This is a genomic window from Ligilactobacillus salitolerans (assembly GCF_003864415.1).
In the GTDB taxonomy this organism is placed as follows: domain Bacteria; phylum Bacillota; class Bacilli; order Lactobacillales; family Lactobacillaceae; genus Ligilactobacillus; species Ligilactobacillus salitolerans.
Window position 1 is genome coordinate 58,236 of sequence record NZ_BFFP01000002.1, and the last position, 21,546, is coordinate 79,781.

Genomic DNA, 21,546 nt, shown 5'->3' on the forward strand with positions numbered 1-21,546 from the left:
AAAAAAATTATTGCTGAAGTTGCCAATAACCATCCAAACATTGACAGCATCCGGATCGACACCCATAAAAATAACCAGGCCATGCAGCATGTCATTGCCAAAACCGGCTTCAAAAAAGTCGGCGAATTGCTAGGCGTCTATGGTCCCACGGACGAGTGTTTCGTTTACGAAAAGCTGATGCAAAACACTGTCCTGGCAAAATAAGCAACAGTACAAAAAATAGCAGCTTACTTAGCATCCGTCTAGTGCGGATGCTTTTTTTGTTCACTCATTCGTTGAATTTGACAGTCATCGATGAAAGATGATACGCTAATTAGTGAAAGGTTGAATATATTTCACCCTTGCCTTGTCCTTAAAGTTCAACGTTTTGCATTTCAACTCTGAAAGAACCATTCTAAATTGAACACTGTTTTTCACATCAACCACTAGCTCAGAACTATGAGCTCAGTTATTACTGACCAAAGTTTTTTCACCTAAAACATTTGACCGGCTCTGCATGTACCGGCCACCTTTCATCGTTTTAAATCAAACCCACTGTTTTTTAACATTGATTGATTGCTACGGCCGGCCCCTATAATATCAGCAGCCAGCTGACTATTTTGTACCCATTTTCAGCTAGGCTCACTCTCTTTTAGAGAACGACGCCGGTTAACCGTCTTATTTTTATTCCAAATATTTTTCGCTTATGTTCTTTTAAGTTGGAGTGAAAAACATAACCATTTCAGAAAGTAATGTTCTCTCACAAACACCGCCGCTTTCGCTTGATTTGCTTTGACACCTTGCTTGTAAGGACAACGTCGTTATTTAACCCATTGTCTAAAATGAAAGGATGATTTTTGTGCCAAACCTCGGCTCGCCTAGCGCGAAGATTTACGCTCGCTACCGAACCAGTCAAGAAGGTTTGACTGAAGAACAGGTTATACAGCGTAGTCAAGACGGTCTCAACGAACTGCAGGAAAAAAAGGGCGACAATCTCTTTAAAAAAATCATTGGACACTTTTCCGATGTTGCATCATTAGTCCTCTTATTCGCTGTGCTTCTCTCCACCTACCTGGCGGCGACCGGTTCTGAAAAATGGAGCCAGCCGCTGATTATTGGAAGTATCTTAGTCCTCAATGTTGCAATTAGTCTTTACCAAGAACATAGTGCTGAAAAAGCACTAGATGCACTCAAAAACTTAAATGTCCCCGAGTCAACGGTGATCCGCGACGGCGAACACATGACGATCAGATCCAAGGAACTGGTTGTCGGCGATCTAGTGATTTTAAGCGGCGGTGACCAGGTCCCAGCGGATGGCCGCCTGCTGACTGCCAACAATCTCAGCATTAATGAATCTATTTTGACTGGTGAAAGTGAGCCGGTTGAAAAAACCGCCGTTGACCAAGAACCGACCGCAGAAATCAGTCTCCGCTTCAATGAAGTTTTCTCTGGGACAGATGTGATTCAAGGAACTGGGGTGATGGTCGTCACCGCGATCGGAATGGAGACTGAACTCGGTGAGATCGCCGGACTCCTGAACACGACTGAAAAACAAAAGACCCCTCTGCAAGAAAAATTAAATACCCTCTCCAAAAAACTAACTTCTGTCGCCTTGGCCGGCGGTTTGCTGATCTTCATCATCGGCTTTTTCTTCCGCGGTTTTGAGCTTTCTTCCGGCTTGATCATGGGTGTTTCCTTGGCGGTTGCGGCTGTCCCTGAAACCTTACCGATCATCGTCACGATCAGCCTGTCTTATGGTGTGGTCAAAATGTCGAAGAAAAACGCGATCATGCGCCGGATGAACGCAGTTGAGACCCTAGGCGGTGTCGATGTCATTGCTTCAGATAAAACTGGCACTCTGACACAAAATCAAATGACCGTTACCAAATACTGGACACCAAATGAACAGCCGGCAGCGACTGCCGCAAAAATCGACCATGATTCACCCGAATTCCAGCTGATGCGCTTTATGGGCTTAGCAACCGATGCCCAGATCAAAGAAGTTGATGGTGAAAAAGTCGAGATCGGTGATTCCACTGAATTAGCAATTATTCGCTGGCTGCAAAAGGCTCAAACTACCAGAGCTGAATTGGAACAAGAATATCCACGGGTAGCTGAAGATCCCTTTGACTCCAACAAAAAATTGATGGCTACTCTGCACAAAACACCTTACGGCAAATATTTGCTGATCGTCAAAGGCGCGATCGACCGCTTGCCGGCGGAGCTAACCAATGAAGAGCACCGGCAGGTCGACCAGATCAACCAGCAGTTTGCCAAAGAAGCGCTGCGTGTGCTCTCGGTCGGTTACGCTTTGCTGGATGAAAAACCCGCACTGCCGTTGGATGCCACGCAAACCCCTGTCAAGTTAGCCGGTCTGATCGGGATCATTGATCCGCCGCGACCACAAGCAATTTCCGCCATCAAAACAGCCAAACGTGCCGGGATCACGACCTTAATGATCACTGGAGATCATCCGGAAACTGCAAAGGCGATTGCGGTTCAAATGGGGATCGCGCAAGCAGATGCACCAGTCATGAGCGGCCAAGACTTGCGCCAATTATCTGATGAGCAGTTGCAGCGCAACATCCAAAAATACACTGTTTATGCCCGGGTTTCACCCGAAGACAAGATCCGCATCGTCAAAGCCTGGCAGGCTAATAATTCAACGGTAGCTATGACAGGCGACGGCGTGAATGATGCGCCGGCATTAAAGGCAGCTGATGTTGGGATCGCCATGGGGATCACCGGGACCGATGTTTCCAAACAGGCAGCTGACATGATCCTCACAGACGACAACTTCGAAACGATCGTTGCTGCAGTTGAGGAAGGACGGACGATTTACCAGAATATTTTAAAGGCGGTTGAATTCTTAATTGGGGTCAACTTTGCTCAGTTATTGCTGATGATCATCGCGGTCGCTGCCGGCTGGGGCTCGCCGCTCTTAGCCGAGCAACTGCTCTTGATCAACGTCCTAGCAGACGGGATCCCTGGTTTTTACCTTAGTCGTGAACCCGCCGAAGATAATAATATGGATAAAGCACCGATCAAACGGAAGTCCAGCATTTTTGCGGACGGGTTGGCTCAACGGGTCGCCTTTCGGGCAGCCGCATTTACCATTCTGACCCTAGTTATCTTTGTTCTTGGTTTCTTCGTTTTATCAGACCAAAATATCACCTTTGCCCGCACCATGCTGTTCTTGACACTGGCCCTCGGATCAATGATCGACATTTATGTCATCAAAAGCCGGCAACAGGTCTCACCTCAGACTTTGATCAGCAATTCCGCGCTTAACCTTGGCCTAGCCACGACCATGCTGGCGATCACACTGATCGCTGCCGTCCCAGGAGTCAGAGAAGTTTTTGAATTTACCGGGATCTCCGGTCTCGCCTGGTTAATTGTGATCATTAGTATCTTTATTCCGGCATTATTGCTCGAGTTAAACAAACGTTATCAGTTAAGAAAGTTAAGAAAGGAAGAACCACGCACGGTAAGGGAGTGAGGATTTGAAATTTTTTAAGCTATTCACAGCTCTAGTCTTACTTTTTAGTCTTGCAGGCTGCTCTGCCTCTATTTCACGCGACCTCCAAGACCATAAATGGGAATTCACTGCACAAAAAACGCAGCAAGGACCAATGACCGCTCAATTTGATGATAAAAATGTAACTTTTATCGAAAATAATGAAAGTCGGACCTATCCTTATCAGCTCAAGAAGAAAGCATATGGCAAGACCGAATTTATCCTTTCAGGTCATAAGAATGTCTCGCACCGGGCACCGACTAAACACTTTACGATCAAAAAAGTCGGTCATTCCTACCAGCTTTCACCAACCAATAAATTAGCTAAGCATTCCTATGGCCCAGCCAAACTCAAACTGCTTGCAGATGACTAAAATACTCCCATAAAAAAAGCGGGCTGAACACTCCAAGTTATGGATGTGTTCAGCCCGCTTGCTGCTGCTATTTTTTTTGGCTGCGTTTGAGTGCTTGCTGGTAACCTTGAGTATACTTCATACTTTCTGCATATGAATCAGCAATCGAATTCATCATCCGATTGTGTGATTTTTGTTTTTTCTGAGAGTTTTTCTGCCGGCGTTTTGCAGCTTCTGCTTGGTTCGAACTAGTTGCATGCTGGTAATTTCGCCCATAAGTCTGGTTATTGTTGCGATAAGTTGTTTGGTTAGAAAGCAAATTATCTGTGAAATGCGAGGTGCGGTAATGCTTTGTCTGGTAGAGCACCCCACCCGGCGCATCCTGTTTGCCGCGTTGATCTTTCAAGGGTGCTTTTCGTTTGCGTTCCCGCTGATGTTGCCGGTTTTGCTGTTGCACCATCTGTGCCGCTAAATTCCCTTGCCTCTCATTTTTTTTAATTGGCTGGATCCCCAACATGCGATCTCGCCGAAACCTGTCGAGTCGGATAGCCCCCCAAATCAATAAACCCATCAGGATAATACCAATTAACAGTATCATAATACCAATTATTACTGCAATTATGCTGCTAATAACTGCCATTGTGTCGACCTCCTTGCTGTCTTGCAAAGATGTGTGCTACTTAGCCTGATCTTTGAGTGCCTGAGCTAAGAGTGCTGTCTGTCCGTAACTGCTGCTGTCTTCATTTGGAACGACAACAACATTAGCCTTGGATTGTGCCAACTGACTGTATGCTGCGATCGACTGGTTCTTGAAGTATTTGTCGTCTGCATTGGTTAAACCGGCTTGAACTGTATCGATCCGGTATCTCTCAGCATCCGCCTTAGTCTTAGTTGCTTGAGCCTGGGCCTTGGCTGTTGCCATCAAGGCGTTGTTTTGGGCTTCATTAGTTAGTCGGATCGATTCCGCTTCACCTTGAGCCTTAGCGATAGCAGCGATCCGCTCCCGGTCAGCCGTCAGCTGCTTATCCATTGCCCGCTGGATCTCTTCGGTCGGCAATAATTCATCAATGTTGATCCGGTCGACGTTGATCCCATAGGTATTGGTCAGATCACCGATCGCTTCAGCCAGGTCGGCATTGATCCTTGCTGTAGATCCCAAAGCATCGTTTAGTTCCATGCGCCCGATAATATCACGCAGATGCCCACGCACTAACTGTGCCATAGATTCTACAGAATCCGTGTTATTGTATTCATACTTCTTGGAGTCAGTCACATGATAGTTGAGAGTCACTGAAGTTGAAACTTCCGCGTTATCCTTGGTGATGATCGAATAATGCGGCAGCTCGATCGGCTGCATTGCTAAGCTAACAGTCCTGATCCCCTGCATAAATGGGACATAAAAATGCAGTCCTGATTCAACGGTGTGCTTATATTTACCAAAAGTTTCGACTAGTCCCTGACAGTTCTGCGGAACAACCTTAATTCCAAATGGCATAAAAATTTCCTCACTTTCGTATTGACTGAATTGTTAAAATATTTCCGACTGCTTCGACCACCACATACGATGTGTCTGGGATGATCGGCTGATTATCATTGGTTAAAAAGCGATAATAAATACCATTGACAAGTACTAAGCCGCTTTCCGCAAATATCTTTTTAGGCGGGATGACCTCGTTTAAGATCAACCTGCTTTCAATCGTCGTCTTTGAAACTGATGACTCGCTCAACATCTGTGAAACACTCTCGACGACTACCTGGTTAACACTGAGGTGTTTGTCTTCAGCGTACTTTTTTAAGCGCTGATACACATCGCTCGGAAAGCGAATAGTTGTCATTTGCGTTGCCATAATTCTTATCCTCCCTCCACCGTGATAATATCACATTGATATTATAAATCAATTTGAAAAGCTTAGCAATTTTAACGCCGCCGCTGTTTTTCCCCTTGCTTCATTTGCAAAAAAAAGACCTCTGCCTTACGCAGAAGTCACCACGACATACGAAAATAATTATCCTATTAGATTGAAAATCTCAAAATAAAAGACAGCTGCCGTAACAGTTAAGACCAGCTGGACGCAACTTAGTGTGCCGCCGATCGTCATTGCTTTGACCGGTGAATGAATTTTACCGATCCGCTCATTATTACCTAGCCATGACAACAAAAACGTAAGTATTGGGAACACAAACACCAACACCCTAGGATGCTGATAAAAACTTAGAACATTTAATGTCATTTGTATGGGAATTTCCCGCGGTAGATAGATCATTAACGCCAATGACAGCACGAACTCAAACATGCTGACGATGGCGAACGTCGCGGGCACTTTCTGGTAATAATCACTAAACTTAGCCAAATAGATCACTCCAAATTCGGTTTACTTTTTCGTTATCCATCCACCGTCTATTTTACCACTTCTAAAACCAACTGCGAAAAAAAATTAATCAAAGCGGCAAGCATCGGTTTTCCAGGTATCTCTGGCAGTTCGGACGACAAGATCAACCTTTTGCCATTGCTGCGGTTCATTTAGATCGTTGCCTTCCTTAGTGGAAGCAAAACCGCACTGGGGAGAGAGCGCCAAATTTCTTAAAGGCACAGCATCTTCAGCTAGCAAAATCTGATGCTGCAACTCTCTTTCTAACTCCAACTGCGGCGTTTTTGTCGTTACCAGCCCCAGCACGAAAACAGCCTGCAGTTGGGCGCGATGTATTACCGCAAGCGGCTCAAAACCACCCGCAGCTTGCAGATCATCGTATTCCAAGAAAAAGGCATCATAAGGAAGTTTCTTCAAAACGTTTAGTATCGAGCCATATGTCCCACCGCCTAAAGAAGCTGAGTGAAAATTACCGCGGCAAATATGGGTGGTAATTATCATATCAGACGGCGCCGTTGCAATGATTTGCTGGATCAAGGAAATGATCTCGCCTTCAAGCTTAGCAACACGAGTTTCATTTTCTTTTCCTTCTAAACCGGCCAGAGGCAAGGTCACGCCTAAAAGCCACGGATCATCCAGCTGCAAATAACGCAGACCAAGTTTATAAAAATGTGCAACCGTCTGTTGATAAGTACTTAAGATGTCAGCGAGGTAGGCTTCACGATCTGCGTAGAATTCGCGGTAATTGCTGATCACCGCAAAATCGCCTTCAAACAGGAGCGGAGTCGGCGCTGGGATCGTAACTTTAGTAGTTGCATCTTTTGGAGTAATACTGTCCAAAAATTCAAAGTCTGCAAAAAATGGATGCGCCGGGTCATAGCCGATTTTTCCATCTAACTCTAAGCCGTCATCAACCAACTCATGTCCGCTGAAATTTAGTTTGAACCCATTTGGGATCACTTTGATCCCGGCTAAACCGGCTAAAAAATCGATAAAGAAGTTTTTGCGGTTAAATTCGCCATCGCTCACAACGTGCAAGCCATGCGCCACTTGTTTTTGAACCAGCTCTTTAATAGCAGTGTGTTTAATTTCAGCAAATTCTTCAGAGCTGATTTCACCCGCCTTCACCTGATCATAGGCTAATTTAAGCTTTTTTGGCCGCAAAAAACTGCCCACTGTATCATAAGTATAGAAATATTGATGTGCTCTTACTGCCATGCGGCTCACTCCTTTGTTAATTTTGGCAGTTATTTGTACCATTTATAGTTGTCCAAGATCTGCTGCGCTTGACTAGCTGATTGCGCACTGACCATCTGATTGACCGTCGTTTGCAAGTTGTCTAAGCGCCCATTCAAGACGCTGTATAAAATCCCGGTCTGTTGCGTTTGATTATCTAACTGCTGTTTCAAGTTAGCCAATGATTGAGAAACTTGCTGCATTTGGGTCACGTATTGCTGCCGGTACCCTTCTTCGTCCTTCTGATAATTTTTCAAGGAGCTTTTTAATGTCCGGTAGTTTGCTCTTAACTCATTGATTTGAGAGGTTGCGGTGTCTAATTCATCCCCCAACGAATCGTTTTGACGTTGCAGTTCGCCGATCCTGTTTCCTTGATCTGCAACCTGCTGACGCGTCTGGTAATAACTAATACCAGTCCAGATCAGATAAATTGCCAGCAATGCAGCCGCCAAATAAAGTACCTTTTTGACCCAGCCCTTTTTCTTTTTTGGTGCCTTTTTAGGCGCTGCTTTTTTCTCAGCGGCAGCAGGCTGAGCGTGTTTGGTCGCATGGTTTGTTTCTTGCCCGGAATTACTCTCTCGTCTGAGCGGTTGTTGGGCTTGTACGGCACTTCTTGCTGCAGTAATTTTAACCGTAATTTGTTGTAATGGTTCCAAACTGCCTGTATCATCCACGATTGCAATATTGGCCGAATAAAGGCCCGGCTGTCCAAACGAAACATCGGCCATGTTCACCAGCAATTTGCTCGTGAGGTCCTGACCAGACTGGGCATCGCTGGCGTGTGCACCAGTCACATGTAAGATATCTTCACCAGTCAAAGCTGTTTTGGTATCGATCGTAATAAAATCTTTTGTCACCGTTAATTGTGGTCTCATGTCCATCCACCCCTAATTTGAAGAACTTTGTTTATTCAATTCTAGCTGAAACAGTCATCCAAAACAAACACCATCCACTAAATCTAAGTGAAATCAAATTGCAGCTTCTGATCTTTTAGCACTAATTTAGCGGCAAATTTCTTGCCGGTTTTTTTGGATGTAAATCCTTTTAAAAGCCTTGTTTTCCCTGTAATCAGCAAGGCTTTAACGGCAGTCTGAGGAATAGTCTTGCTGCTCCATTTCTTGGGTAAAGTAAATTTACACGGGGCAGCCGCACGATAATTACTGCAGCCGTAAAATTTACCCTTATCAACGATCTGACCTTCATGGCACACCGGACACGTTCCCATGACGACCTTACTATTACCAGCAGCTGGTTGAACCATTTCCTTTCTGCTGATAACGGCTTGTTTCAGCTCGGCATTAGCTTGCAGCTGCTGGGGAACTTCCTCCAGCATTTTGCCGATGAATTGCTGGATCTGATGTAAAAAGTTAGCTTGCGTCCGCTGATTTTGACCAATTTGTTTCAAGGCGGTTTCCCACTTAGCGGTCATTTCCGGGCTGGTGAGCAAAGGCTCGGATTCCACGGCTTGGCAAAGCGTCATCCCTTGTGCTGTCACATGAAGTTGATTTTTCTGCGTGATCAAATACTTGCGCTTTTTCAAAACCTCCAAGATATTAGCCCTAGTCGCCTCAGTCCCGATCCCCTCTGTATCTTTCAAAATCGCTTGCGCCTGCTCGTCATCCAAAGTTTTGCCGGCTGTTTTCATCGCGGTGATCAGTGTTCCTTCGGTAAAGGCTTTCGGCGGCTGTGTCATTTTCTGGACACTTTTGACATCTGCGCTGACCTTTTGACCTTGCTCAACCTCTGGGAGAGTCTGTGTCTGATTTTTGCTGTTCTGCTCGTCTTTAGCAAATAAAAGTTTCCAACCCGGCTTTAAGGGGATTTTCCCCACAGCTTTAAAATCAGCCTGTCCAACACGAGTTATGATCGTTGTTTCCTGGTATTCATACGGCTGAGCAAACATCGCTAAAGTCGTGCGCAAAACGAGATCATAGATCTTTTTTTGCAAGCTGGGCAACGCTTCAAGTTTAGCCTTGGTGGGAACTTTTTTGGTCATGATAATAGCATGATGTTCCTGAACTCTGGCACCATTCACATATCTTGCTTGAGCTTGAGTGCGATTCAGAACTGCTTGAGACGCGGCTATTGTCTGATATTTGCTTAAATTTTGCACTAAATAGGCAAACTCTTTTTCTGTGATATAGTTACAGTCTGTCCGTGGATAAGTTAGGAGCTTGTCTTCATAAAGTGCTTGGACGGCTTTTAAGGTCTGGCTGGCACTGACATGGAAACGCCGGTTGACCTCACTTTGGAGGCTCGATAAGGAAAAGAGCCGCGGACTGGCAATTTTTTTATTCTGTTTTTGGACACTGCGGATCACCCCAGGCTGAGGTCCTGCCACTACATTTTTGGACCGCGTCCAGTCTTGCAATTCATTTTCATTTTTAAAGCGCCGATTGGGCTCTAACTGGGCGGTGAAATGAGCCGTTTGGGCTGCAACCTTTGCCTGCAATTCTAAATAGGGTTCTGATTGAAAGTTTTTGATGGATAAGTCACGTTGATAGACCATGTACAAAGTCGGCGTCTGGACTCTTCCGATCGAATAGACTCCTGCTGCACCGACTTTGCGTAATAACAGACTATACAAAGGACTGCCATTCATTCCGATCAGCCAGTCGCTGATTTGACGCGTTTGTGCTTCCTGATAAGCGGGATAATAATCCCAGCCAGGACGTAAATTCATCAAACCGTCTCGAATTGCTTCAGGTTCCAAAGAGTTGATCCAGAGTCGTTTCAGAGTTTTACTTTTCAGGTCGATTTTCGCTTGCTTCATGATCGACCAGGCAATATTTTCTCCCTCGCGGTCGCTGTCTGTCGCGATAATGATCGTATCTGCCTGTTTTAATAGCTCCCTAACCACGTTGAACTGTTTTCTTTTGTCAGCCGGAACAACAAACTTGTAGTGAGCAGGGAAAATAGGCAAATTTTTAAGCGACCATCTTTGATATTTACGGTCATATTTGTCTGGGGTCGCCAACTCTACCAAGTGGCCGAAGCCAAAGGTGATCGTAGTGGCAGCCGGCAAAATCGAGTCGCTAACTTCATAATAACCGGCTTTTTTAGTACTGTGGTGCAAAGCCTCGACGTAGGCTCTGGCTTGACTTGGCTTTTCCGCCAAAATAACTGTTGTCATCCTGTCTTGCTCCTTTGTTTGCCTTGCAGCTGCAGAAAATGAAATCCGAAATAATAACTAATTCAATTATACATCTTTTGCATTAATTCAAACATCGGTTCGCTTCCAATTTTTTCAAATTTAAAGCAGCTAAAAAAAGAATTTCCCCTTTTACAAAGAGAAATCCTTTTTGCTGCCTTACTTGACAGCATATTTATTCAGCAATTGATACAAGAACCAGCTCCCATCGCGATAATCTTGCAGCCGGATATGTTCATTTGGAGCATGGGGTCCATTTCCACCGTAGCCGATCCCAATTTCAACCAGCGGGACACCAAGTTCTTCCACAAACTGAGCTGCCGGACCGCTGCCAGCCGAGTTAGGGATCACTGTTGTATGTTCTGCACCATAAATTTCCTGGGCTGTTTCAATGTTCAGCTTGACGAACGGATCTTCCAGGGAAGTCCTAAAAGGCGGCTCGCCAATATTAAAGGTAATTTTGACATCTTCAAATCCATGCTGGTCCAAGTGTGCTCTGATCAAGTTAAAAATTTTACGCGGTTCTTGGTCTGGGACCAAACGACAGTCAAACTTAGCCAAAGCCCTTCTTGGGATCACGGTTTTAACGCCTGCGCCCTCGTACCCTGAACTCAGGCCGTTAATCGTCATCGTCGGGGTATTGATCAGAGCATAAGCTGGTTTGTCGGTCACGAACGGTCTTTTTAAGCCAAATTGTTCCTTGATCGCCTGCCCATTAAACTCCATTTCCTCAACTGCCTTTTGAGCCGCAGCTTCAAGCGGTTTAACATCATCATAAAAACCAGCGACCAAGACCTGTCCGGAAGCATCTTTGAGCGAATTCAAAGCCTGAACTAAGCGCCAAGCTGCGTTATCGGCGTAACTGGCAGTCGATGAATGCAGATCCTTTTCAGCCGTCTCGACTGTCATATCAAAGGAAACGACCCCCTTTAACCCGGCAGTGATCTGAAAGGCTTCGTTAGCATCCTTGCCGCCGCCCTCCCAGATACAAGCATCGGCTGCCAACTGTTCTTTGTGGGCATGGACATAATCTTGGATCGTGGGGCTGCCAACCTCCTCTTGTCCTTCGACCACGAATTTCATCTTAGAGGGCAAACCGCCATTTTCTTGGTAATACTGGATAATTGCCAGCCGCGAGATCAGCTCCCCCTTATCGTCCGCCACCCCGCGGGCATATAATTTTCCAGCCCTTTCTGTTGGTTCAAACGGCTCAGATTCCCATTCATCTAAAGGTTCAGGCGGTTGAACATCATAGTGATTATAGAAGAGTACTGTTTTGTCACTGTGCCCGGCAAATTCAGCATAAACGACCGGATTGCCGCCCAGCTCATGCCAGACTTCAACTTTTTTCGCGCCGACCTCTGCAAATTTATTTTTCAGCCAGTCGACGGTAGCATCGATCCCAGTCCCTTGCGCTGAGACCCCCGGGATCCGCAGATAATCATAATACTCTGGTAAACGGTCCATCACATAGTCTTTAAATTGCTGTTCTTTTGTCATTTATTGTCCTCCTCGTGTGTGGTAAATGTCACTTTATTTCCAATAAGCATTTTTATACTGAGCCCCGTTAAACAGCGAATACTTCAGACCGCCAACTCCTTTGGCTGCCAATTTGCCCTCTGCTGGCTGGTACAACGGAACGACACCTTTAACTTCCATCAGTCGCTGATCAGCCGACTTCAAGGCTTGATAGCGTGCCTGACCGTCAGTTTGCTGTGCTTTAGTTAGGTCTGAGTCATATTTTTGATCAGTCCAGTTGGAGAAATTGACTGTGTTTCCCCCAGCAGCCAAGTTGAGGAAGTCTGCTGCATCGCCCCAATCGGAAGTCCATCCTAACAAGCTGATCTGAAACTTATTGGCAAATTCACGGTTGATGTGCTGTGCGTGCGGCAAAGAAGTTACGGTAACGTTCAGTCCTTTAAAGTCCTTTTCCGCTACTGACTGAATATAATCGCCAATGTGTTTATCTTCATCAGTGTCATCGATCATCAGATCCAAGGTCACATTCTTTTTGCCTTGCTCTTTTAAATACTTATTCCAATAGACTTTTGCCTGCTTAACATCAGTTGGAACTAAGTTTCCGATCTCAGCTGCCATATCTTTACCGGTGACAGGTTCCTTTTGATTTCCCCGCGGGATCATACTCAAGGCCGGTTCTGAGCCGTCGCCTAAAACATTTTTAGTGATCGTCTTGCGATTGATCACGTATGAGAATGCTTGGCGCAAGTCCTCAGAAGCCACTGACTGGTCCTTGGCATTGAAATAGAGATAATTCATCCGGTTGAGCAAGTGTTTGCGCATTTGCGGGTTATTTGCATTGCCTTTGACATATTGACCCGTTAAAGTTGCCTCTTGCAGTTTATTAGTTTTAAAGAGGTTGACCGCGGTGTTTTGTTCTTTGGTGACCTTAACTTTAATATTTTTGATCTTAACCTTCTTTGCGCCCCAATAATTAGGATCCTTAACATAATTCCAGGAAGTACTGGTTCCATTCCAATTTTTGAGACGATAAGCCCCATTAGTCATCACTTTAGCTGAACTTGTGCCATACTTACTGCCGTATTTTTCGACCGTCGCTTTTTGCAAAGGATAAAATGCGATGGCCGCTAAGTAATTAAACCAAGGTGTCTTGCGGGCTAAATTAATTTGGACAGTATGTTTATCAAGCGCCTTGATCCCCAGTCTGCTGCCTGGGAGCTTGCCACTCTGAACGGCGGTAAAGTTTTGCACGTTCTCATACGCTGAAACGTTTTGGGCGTTGGTTTTCGGATCTGCTATCCGGCGAAAGGCATACACAAAATCTTGCGCGGTAACTGGAGTGCCATCGGCCCACTTCGCATCGTGTTTAAGCGGGATCGTATACCTTTTCCCGTCATTAGTCGGCTTGACCACTTTAGTTGCGACCCCAGGCACTATTTTTTGATTATTTTGATCAAAAGCATACAGACCTTCCATGACTTGTCGGATCATTGAACTACTATTGGTATCAGTCGACTTGTTGGGGTCGGCCGTCATTGGTTCGCTGGGCAGCATGACGTTCAGAGTTTTATTTTGCGTAGCAGCTTTACCTTGGTCTTGTTTTCCGCAACCCGCTAAAAGTAGGACAACACCACCTAATAAAATTACTCCACCCTTGATAGATCTACTCTTGACTTTCATCCTGCCATCTCCTTTTAAAACACGACCTTGTCGGCATGTTGTTAAATTTTTGCTAAATGATCGACCAATAAAAAAAGCGCCCCCTCAAAGATATCTCTATCTTTGAAAGGGCGCGATCGCGCGGTACCACCTTTTTTTGCTGCACAAGCCTCACGGATAAACAGCTTAATGCTCTGCTGATCCGCACATGCTAACGGCTGTCACCGTGGCGGCCTACTCTAAGTTCAACCGTCAGCTCAAAAGGGAGTTTCCCGCCACATCATCTACTCGTTTCCATCTACCCGAGCTCTCTGCCAGATGACCATTTTGGTACTTGCTTTTTCAACGCTTTATATCATCAATCATTTAATTGAATTTAATCTTAACATCATTTTTTAATATGTCAACCTGTTTTTTAACAATTACATTCTTACAATGTCAGGTCAGAACAGTCAATGTTTTCAACTTAAATCTGTCAACATGAAAATTTATCTGCTAAAAATAGCACCAAGCGCTAACCCCAGCATTATAAAACGGTTAGAGTAAGGATGCTGTTAGAGCTTCACTCATTTCAGCAAACTTCCCGCTCCGCATACCCTTGCACCTGCTTTAAAGTGAGCATTTTTCCCAAAATACAAATAAAATATTAATTTTAAGCTAGCTTTAAGCTTCCACCTTTATAGTAATAATTGTTCTAAGGTAGTTAGAACAAACCCAAACAATACTTCTCTTCGGAAAGTCCCCCATACTTGTCCGAATACAGTTCACTCCAAGATAGTCCGGGATGTCCGCCCGGGCTATTTTTTTGCTCGAGTATTTCATTATCCGCGCCCAAATAGCATAAGAAGCAAAGCAGCAGTCCCTATGATCGATCTTTTCTTTTGAACTGAAATAATTTTTATATTTTACACAACTTATTTTCCAAAATCCCTTGTAACCGGTTTCTAACTGTGCATATAATATTAGTGTAGAACTAATTAAACAAATACAGTTCAAGATTCGCATCCGTCAATTACATATCACCGTCATGCGAATCTTTTGCTAGGGGGGAAAGAATTATGGCTTTTAAAACAAGCAGTGCAGAGGGTCCAGTTGATTTTATCAATACTTTTGATTTAGAAAAAATGGCGCAAAAAGTGATCCCTAAGGGGGCGTTCGGTTACATTGCCAGTGGTGCCGGCGACACATTTACCCTGCACGAAAATATTCGCTCCTTCAACCATAAATTGATCGTACCGCATACTCTCATGGACGTTGAAGAGCCCGAAACAAAGACAATATTTGCCGGCGAAAAGCTGACTGCACCGATGATCATGGCACCAGTCGCAGCTCACAAGCTGGCTAATGAACAAGGTGAAACCGCCAGTGCCAAGGGTGTAGCTGACTTTGGTTCAATTTATACTCTTAGTTCCTACTCTTCGGTCGATTTGCCAGAAGTCACTGCTGCTCTGCATGGGGCACCCGAATGGTTCCAGTTTTATTTCAGCAAGGATAACGGGATCAACCGGCATATCATGGACCGCGTCAAAGAACAAGGGATCAAGGCGATCGTATTGACTGCAGACGCGATGGTCGGGGGCAATCGCGAAACCGATGCCAGGAACAACTTCACCTTCCCTGTAACTTTACCGATCGTTCAAGAATACCTGCCAGACAGTGTCGGTAAAACGATGGATTATGTTTACAAATCAGCTAAGCAGAAGCTTTCCCCTAAAGACGTAGAATTCATCGCTGAATATTCTGGTTTGCCAGTTTATGTCAAAGGACCGCAAAGTAAAGAAGATGTTGATCGTGCCTTGTCAGCTGGAGCAGCCGGAATTTGGGTCTCCAACCATGGCGGCCGCCAACTAGACGGTGGTCCAGCAGCTTTTGATTCTTTACAAGAAGTTGCGCAAGCAGTGGATCACCGCGTACCAGTGATCTTTGATTCCGGGATCCGCCGCGGGCAGCACATCTTTAAAGCAATCGCTTCAGGGGCCGACTTGGTCGCTCTTGGCAGACCGGTGATCTACGGCTTAGGTCTTGGCGGGAGCGTTGGTGTCAAGCAAGTCTTCGAAAAACTGCAGGCTGAACTGAAACTTGTCATGCAGCTTGCCGGCACTCAGACTGTCGAAGATATCAAAAACTTCAATTTACGCGACAACCACTACGACCCAGCTTTTGACACCTCTCATGATCTGAAATTAGTCTGATTTCTGGTTATTTCACCAAGAAACATTTAAAAATCCTTGTCCACTGAGAAACATTGTCTCAGCGTACAAGGATTTTTTACTGATTTTTCAAATGGTTGCAGATCCGTTGAAGATGGAGCCAGTTAGGATCAGTCTGGCGCCATGTCAGCCGAAAATGGAACCGGATGGAATCTGTCTGGTTCCAAGTCGGTCGAAGTTTGCTCCAAACTAAATCAGTCCGGCTTAAAGTCGCTTTGCTCTGCCATAAAAAGCTTGCATCTTCCGACTTAACTTCCAATCTTTAGCTATCTTTCTTGCTGCTAAAGTAAGCGGCTAAACCAATCACGATCCAGATGCCCAAGACCACGTATTCGTAAGGCCAGACCAAAGAGACTGCTGTGCCTGGATAAAGCGTTGCACAAGCGATCACAATGGCGATCACTCCACCCAGCAATGGCAAAGCAAGGTGTCTGTTGCGAAAACCGCCCTTAAGCTCCGGGTGCTTGCGTCTGATTGCTGCCAAGTTAAAGGCATTCACGCCCCAGGCTAAGGCGGTTAGAAATCCGCCAATATCTAGGAAATAGGTCAATGCACCTTTTCCCATCCAGCCTAAACCAAGAACAAGAACCAGGGTCAAGACGACCGCCCGTGCCGGCGTTTTGTACTTGGGATGGATCGCAGCAAAATACTGGGGCAAAATTTCTTTTTCCGCCAGTGAATAAATCAAGCGGGGAGCTGCAGAGAACAAAGTCAAGAAACTGGTACCCAAACCTAAAAACGAAATTATGAAAGCAATCGTACCCAAGTGCGGGAAACCAGCAGCCTTAAAGGCATCGATCGACCCCATTTGCATCTGGGCGGTTTCTTTCCATGGATAAACCCAGGCTGAAGATAACAGGACTAAAATATAATAAGCCGCAGCGATGAAAATCGCCAAAACAATAATCAATCCGATCTTGCGAGCTGGAGTTTTGACTTCCTCTGCGAGGATCCCAATCGACTCCCAACCAGTTAAAAAGGTCATCGCTGGCAAAATAAACCGGAAAATCGCTGGGGTTTTTGCTTGATGTTCATAGAACGCCGGGGTGAAATTGCTGGCGTGCCCATGAGTAAATCCAACAACGACCAGAGTCAAGCCCAAAAGAACCAGCAAAACAAATAAGACGATCTGAACTCGACTGGTTAATTCAGCCCCCAGATAGTTAACGGCAAAAATGACTAATGTGATCAAGACCCCCAGCGCTAGTTCACTGAAATGAACCTTGACACCGGCAAATGTATAGGCTGGTCCGGTTGCGATCTGCGGAAATATTTCTCCCAGTAAGAAACTTGAAGCCGTGACATAAAAAGCCAGCGCACTCAAATATGCTCCCAACAAAGCCCAACCGGCAAACAAACCGCCCTTTTTGCCAAAAGCTTCAAAGCCATAAACGACTTCACCGCCGGCTTTAGGATAGATCGTTGATAATTCAGCAAAAGACAACGAAACAAAGACTGCCAGAACAGCAGCCGCCAGCAAGCCGAAGATCTCGCCGCCAGCCCCATACTTATTAAAAAACTGGCTGTTAGTATAGATCCAGCTGCTGCCGATCACTCCACCAGCACCTAAAGAAATTAGGCCCAAGGTACTGATCCCCTGCTTTAAACTTTTATCACCACTCATATTGCATCCTCTATTCTGTAGACATATGTAAGGACATGCTGCAAAATCACAGCATGTCCACAGTCAAACTTAATTCATGTTAAAAAACTAGTTGCTCCTCAGTCTTATTCTGAACGTAACGCGATCGCAGCATCTTTCTTCGAACCGATGCGTGCAGGAATATGACCTCCCAGAACCGTCAGTACTGTACTAATGATCACGAGTAAAATAGCGTGCAGCGGATTAAGCTGAGCTACGTTGCTTAGATCAGTCACTCGTTCAAGGATCACATTTGCTGGGAATGTCAGCAGCCAAGCGATCACCACACCTAAGACGCCAGAACCGACACCCAGGATCGTCGTTTCAGCATCAAAGACCCGGGTAATATCTTTTTTACGAGCTCCCAAAGCTTTCAGGACCCCAATTTCTTTGGTCCTTTCCAGTACCGAGGTATAGGTGATGATAGCGATCATGATCATCGAAGTGACCAGTGAAATTGCAGCAAATCCAATGAGGACATAAGTGATCGCATCCATCAAGCCACCCGTCAGTGAACTGATATTGCCAGCCAAGTCATTATAAACGACTTTGTCTTCAGAACTTTTACCCTTATTAAACTTATCCAAATAATTTGTCACTTTGTCTTTTTGCTTAAAACTATTTGGATAGATCTGAATCGTGCTTGGAACACTGGCAGCACCCATATAGGCTAATAAATTAGCTCGGTCGGCAGATTTGATCGCAGCTCCGGTAATGACATTCTTATCGCTGGTGGCTTGAGCCTTGGCGATCGCCGAATTTTTATTTTGATCAACAACGTCTTTAGTCAAACGGTCATTATACGCTACACCATTGGACAGCAGACCATCGGAGTTTTTGGACTTAGTCCGTAAGATCCCGGTGATCCTTAATGTCTTTGTCTTTGACGAATCAGCCATCTTGGCGGAAACCTGTTGCGGAATGAAATTGCCAGTCGGCAGCTGCTGGTAGTAATCATCATTTGAGATCAACTTAACGGTTGTCCCGACTAACTTAGAAGTCTTGAGCTGCTGGTTATTTTTAACATCAAAGCCAAGATTCTTCAAGGCATTGATGTTGACATTATTATGCTGGTCAGCGATCAAAACAATATCCGTCTTCTTAGTTGGATACGCCCCGGCCAGTACCTTATAATTCTCTTTTAAAAACGACATCTTGCCATTGCGGTCTGTGGGGTAAACTGCACCGCCGACCCCCATCGTCGAACTTGGATCCATGCTGGCAGTTTGCGATTGCGATTGATCCTGATTGGAGAATGTCACGGACTGATACTTGCCGTTGACCTGCCGGATCAGATTAAAGCCAGTAGTGTAGGTGTATGCAATATTTTTGGCGGCTGATTTTTTAATGTCTTTCACAAAATCAACGTAGTCCTGGTCGAGCTTATTGACATGCTGCGCTGATTCTTGCGCGCTCTTCTTAGCCGTTACTTTGGACCCATCGGCAAAATTATTTTTTCCAGTTTGCGCACTCTGAATAGCGGCTTGTGAATCCAGCCCGACCCTAGAGATCGTCACCGGAAATTGGGACAATGTTTCAGACTGCGTACTGTCGATCTGCTTTTGAAAACCGTTGGACAAAGCTAACACGATCCCGATCCCGATGATCCCAATACTGGAAGCAAACATCGTCAGGAAAGTCCGGCCTTTCTTAGTCCGGATATTGGTAAATGACAGACGCAAAGCCGTCCAAAAGCTCATTTTAGTCCGGTTTAAAGCAAAGCCGCTGTCGTCTCCCTCATTCGTGTACGGTTCTGAATCATCGATGATCTTGCCGTCATGGAACTTAATGATCCGGTCCGAATATTCCTCTGCTAACTCAGGATTATGGGTCACCATGATCACCAGCCGGTCTTTAGCCAGATCTTTGATCAAATCCATGATCTCGCGGCTAGTCTGAGTATCTAAAGCACCCGTTGGCTCATCAGCCAACAAGATGTCAGGGTCGTTGGCCAAAGCACGCGCGATCGCCACCCGCTGCAATTGACCGCCAGACAGCTGTGCCGGTTTTTTATTCATATGTTTTTCCAAACCAACGCGGATCAAGGCGTCTTTTGCCTTTTTATCTTTGACATCACTGGCGACGCCGCTTAAAGTCATCCCCATCGTGACATTGTCGATAATACTCAAATGTGTAATGATGTTGTAGCTCTGGAAGATGAAACCGATCGAGTTATTCCGGTAAGCATCCCAGTCTTTATCCTGAAAAGTTTTAGTCGACTTGCCGTTGATCACCAAGTCCCCTGAATCATAGCGGTCTAACCCGCCGATAATGTTCAGCAAAGTTGTTTTTCCTGAACCACTCGGACCTAAGATCGAGACGAATTCTTTTTTACGAAACGAAACAGAAACATCGTCCAAAGCCTTAGTTGTAGTTTCTCCAACCGTATAATATTTCTTGACGTGCTTGAGATCTAACATACATTTCTCCTCTCGTGCCCCATTCTTGACGTTACTTCTTATGATAATGAAACATTTGGTACTTGTCCATTATTCAAGTTATTTTTATTCACTAAAATATCTTGCTAATAACTTAGGCAAAAGCCAAGCCAGCAACGGGTAAAAAACTACATTGCCGATTGCGTGATAACAATCAAACAGCAGTCCACTGATCAAATAAGCCCAAAATGCGGGTGCCTGCCCGATCACAGCCATCCCTAAACTGACCAAAAAGCCATAGAAAAAGCCTAAAAAAACACAGACTGCCAGTTGTAACCAAGTCACCTTTTTTAACGGTGTGATCTTGCTTAAGCCGCCGACAAGTAAAATGCAAACTACATAGGCAGCGATTTGAGGTAAAGTCCAGATTCCAAAACCCAAAAACATATTTGACACGAGCATCGTGAGGATCCCTAAAACCAGACCATCGCCCACTCCTAAAAACAAAGTGATCAGCATCAGCGTATCTGTCACCGGCTGGACATTTGGCAAGGGTAAAACTGCGATCCTGGCAACCGTACATAATGCGGTCAACAAACCAAGCAAGGTAATGTGTTTAATTGTGAGGCGATTTTTCAGCATTTTGGAAACTTCCCATCCACCTATGTATTTTTAATCAAAACAGCTTTATCTATTCTAACAAAAATTAAACTCTCTTTAAAAGCAGAATTCCTCAAACGAATATGTTTGTTTTTCAACGCTGATGTGTTAGAATTTGGAACCGTTCCAAGATCAATTCAAAATTAGACAAAGAGCTCAGTCACTTCAAAAGGCTAGAAAAGGAGCACACAAATGACTCAACATACCTTGATTTTTGGTCACCGCGGCTACCCGGTCAAATTTCCGGAAAATTCATTAGCTGGTTTTCACTACGCCGTTGCCCACCAGATCGATGGCTTGGAATTTGATGTTCACCTGACTAAAGACCAGATTCCCGTCGTGATCCATGACGAAACGATCGACCGAACTACAGACGGCAGCGGCTTTATTAAAGACTTCACCTTAAATCAGCTGCGTTCATTTCATTTAGGCAATGGCGAACCTGTACCAACCTTGGCTGAAGTCTTGACTCTCTTGGCTGGACAAGATGTTGCCTTAAATATCGAATTAAAAACCAATAAGTTTCATTATCAAGGCATCGAAAAAATTGTTCTTGACCAAGTCAAGCAAACAACTTTAGTCCACCCAGTGATCTACTCATCATTTGACCTGCAGACTTTACGCAATTGCCGCCAGATCGACCCTGAGCAAAACTATAATTTTCTTTCCTCGCACCGGATCTTTCACCCCGAACAAAAAATTAAAGAAGAAGGTTTGAGCGGACTGCATTTAAAGCACTATCAATCCGCTGGTTTCTTGCAGCGAGTCTGGACCATCAATGATCCGCGCACAGCCCGTCTCTTGCTCAAACACGGTGTCGCTGGGATCATTACCGATGATTTTGTTAAAATCACTAGGATCCGGAATGAATTTGACCACAAAAAAGCAGCCGCCTCCGTTTTTTAAGCGCTGAA

General features: G+C 45.0%; 16 protein-coding genes, 1 pseudogene and 1 other annotated feature. Of the genes and pseudogenes, 5 read left to right on the forward strand and 12 right to left on the reverse strand.

The genetic code is table 11. From position 1 onward, the window contains the following. From LFYK43_RS01015 to LFYK43_RS01025, 3 genes and pseudogenes are all read left to right on the forward strand, one after another. A pseudogene (locus LFYK43_RS01015) lies at positions 1 to 204 on the forward strand (GNAT family N-acetyltransferase); the annotation flags it as partial. Between the two features lie 625 nt (positions 205 to 829). Further along, entirely contained in the window at positions 830 to 3,478 is a 2,649-nt protein-coding gene (locus tag LFYK43_RS01020; protein ID WP_124974540.1) for a cation-translocating P-type ATPase, read from the forward strand. A 4-nt stretch (positions 3,479 to 3,482) separates the two neighbouring features. After that, on the forward strand, positions 3,483 to 3,869 hold the full coding sequence (locus LFYK43_RS01025; protein ID WP_124974542.1) for a hypothetical protein: 387 nt from the start codon (positions 3,483 to 3,485) through the stop codon (positions 3,867 to 3,869). Positions 3,870 to 3,936: 67 nt separating this feature from the next. On the opposite strand, the gene LFYK43_RS01030 is transcribed toward LFYK43_RS01025, so the two are convergent. The 9 genes from LFYK43_RS01030 to LFYK43_RS01070 all read right to left on the reverse strand — a co-directional run bounded on the left by LFYK43_RS01030 (position 3,937) and on the right by LFYK43_RS01070 (position 13,763). Further along, positions 3,937 to 4,488 carry a hypothetical protein gene (locus LFYK43_RS01030; RefSeq protein WP_124974544.1) on the reverse strand — a complete coding sequence of 184 codons (552 nt, stop codon included), beginning with the start codon at positions 4,486 to 4,488 and terminating at the stop codon, positions 3,937 to 3,939. Positions 4,489 to 4,524: 36 nt separating this feature from the next. After that, positions 4,525 to 5,343, reverse strand: coding sequence for an SPFH domain-containing protein (locus LFYK43_RS01035; protein WP_124974546.1), 819 nt, complete (start codon positions 5,341 to 5,343; stop codon positions 4,525 to 4,527). Between the two features lie 10 nt (positions 5,344 to 5,353). Beyond that, positions 5,354 to 5,695 (reverse strand): hypothetical protein, encoded by a 342-nt coding sequence (locus tag LFYK43_RS01040; protein ID WP_124974548.1) that lies wholly within the window; start codon positions 5,693 to 5,695, stop codon positions 5,354 to 5,356. Between the two features lie 159 nt (positions 5,696 to 5,854). Beyond that, positions 5,855 to 6,199, reverse strand: a complete 345-nt coding sequence (locus LFYK43_RS01045; protein WP_124974550.1) for a hypothetical protein — start codon at positions 6,197 to 6,199, stop codon at positions 5,855 to 5,857. Positions 6,200 to 6,283: 84 nt separating this feature from the next. Then, positions 6,284 to 7,435, reverse strand: a complete 1,152-nt coding sequence (locus tag LFYK43_RS01050; protein WP_124974552.1) for a uroporphyrinogen decarboxylase/cobalamine-independent methonine synthase family protein — start codon at positions 7,433 to 7,435, stop codon at positions 6,284 to 6,286. Positions 7,436 to 7,464: 29 nt separating this feature from the next. Further along, positions 7,465 to 8,328 (reverse strand): coiled-coil domain-containing protein, encoded by an 864-nt coding sequence (locus tag LFYK43_RS01055; protein WP_124974554.1) that lies wholly within the window; start codon positions 8,326 to 8,328, stop codon positions 7,465 to 7,467. Positions 8,329 to 8,411: 83 nt separating this feature from the next. Next, positions 8,412 to 10,586 (reverse strand): type IA DNA topoisomerase, encoded by a 2,175-nt coding sequence (locus tag LFYK43_RS01060; protein ID WP_124974556.1) that lies wholly within the window; start codon positions 10,584 to 10,586, stop codon positions 8,412 to 8,414. A 177-nt stretch (positions 10,587 to 10,763) separates the two neighbouring features. Then, positions 10,764 to 12,104 (reverse strand): M20/M25/M40 family metallo-hydrolase, encoded by a 1,341-nt coding sequence (locus LFYK43_RS01065; RefSeq protein WP_124974558.1) that lies wholly within the window; start codon positions 12,102 to 12,104, stop codon positions 10,764 to 10,766. A 33-nt stretch (positions 12,105 to 12,137) separates the two neighbouring features. After that, on the reverse strand, positions 12,138 to 13,763 hold the full coding sequence (locus LFYK43_RS01070) for a peptide ABC transporter substrate-binding protein (RefSeq protein WP_124974560.1): 1,626 nt from the start codon (positions 13,761 to 13,763) through the stop codon (positions 12,138 to 12,140). A 103-nt stretch (positions 13,764 to 13,866) separates the two neighbouring features. Continuing rightward, positions 13,867 to 14,097 (reverse strand) — a binding site (T-box leader). Between the two features lie 703 nt (positions 14,098 to 14,800). Here LFYK43_RS01070 and lctO point away from each other — a divergent pair. Continuing rightward, the gene (lctO, locus tag LFYK43_RS01075; protein ID WP_124974562.1) at positions 14,801 to 15,934 is read left to right on the forward strand and encodes an L-lactate oxidase; all 1,134 of its coding nucleotides are present in this window, start codon (positions 14,801 to 14,803) and stop codon (positions 15,932 to 15,934) included. Between the two features lie 280 nt (positions 15,935 to 16,214). On the opposite strand, the gene LFYK43_RS01080 is transcribed toward lctO, so the two are convergent. The 3 genes from LFYK43_RS01080 to LFYK43_RS01090 all read right to left on the reverse strand — a co-directional run bounded on the left by LFYK43_RS01080 (position 16,215) and on the right by LFYK43_RS01090 (position 20,614). Beyond that, complete coding sequence (locus tag LFYK43_RS01080) at positions 16,215 to 17,576, reverse strand: APC family permease (RefSeq protein WP_124974564.1); 1,362 nt, start codon at positions 17,574 to 17,576, stop codon at positions 16,215 to 16,217. 104 nt (positions 17,577 to 17,680) lie between these two features. Continuing rightward, positions 17,681 to 20,014, reverse strand: a complete 2,334-nt coding sequence (locus tag LFYK43_RS01085) for an ABC transporter ATP-binding protein/permease (protein ID WP_124974566.1) — start codon at positions 20,012 to 20,014, stop codon at positions 17,681 to 17,683. Positions 20,015 to 20,098: 84 nt separating this feature from the next. Further along, on the reverse strand, positions 20,099 to 20,614 hold the full coding sequence (locus LFYK43_RS01090; protein WP_124974568.1) for an ECF transporter S component: 516 nt from the start codon (positions 20,612 to 20,614) through the stop codon (positions 20,099 to 20,101). A gap of 210 nt (positions 20,615 to 20,824) precedes the next feature. Here LFYK43_RS01090 and LFYK43_RS01095 point away from each other — a divergent pair, with 210 nt between their 5' ends. Continuing rightward, positions 20,825 to 21,538 (forward strand): glycerophosphodiester phosphodiesterase family protein, encoded by a 714-nt coding sequence (locus LFYK43_RS01095; protein WP_124974570.1) that lies wholly within the window; start codon positions 20,825 to 20,827, stop codon positions 21,536 to 21,538. The last annotated feature ends 8 nt before the right edge of the window (positions 21,539 to 21,546 follow it).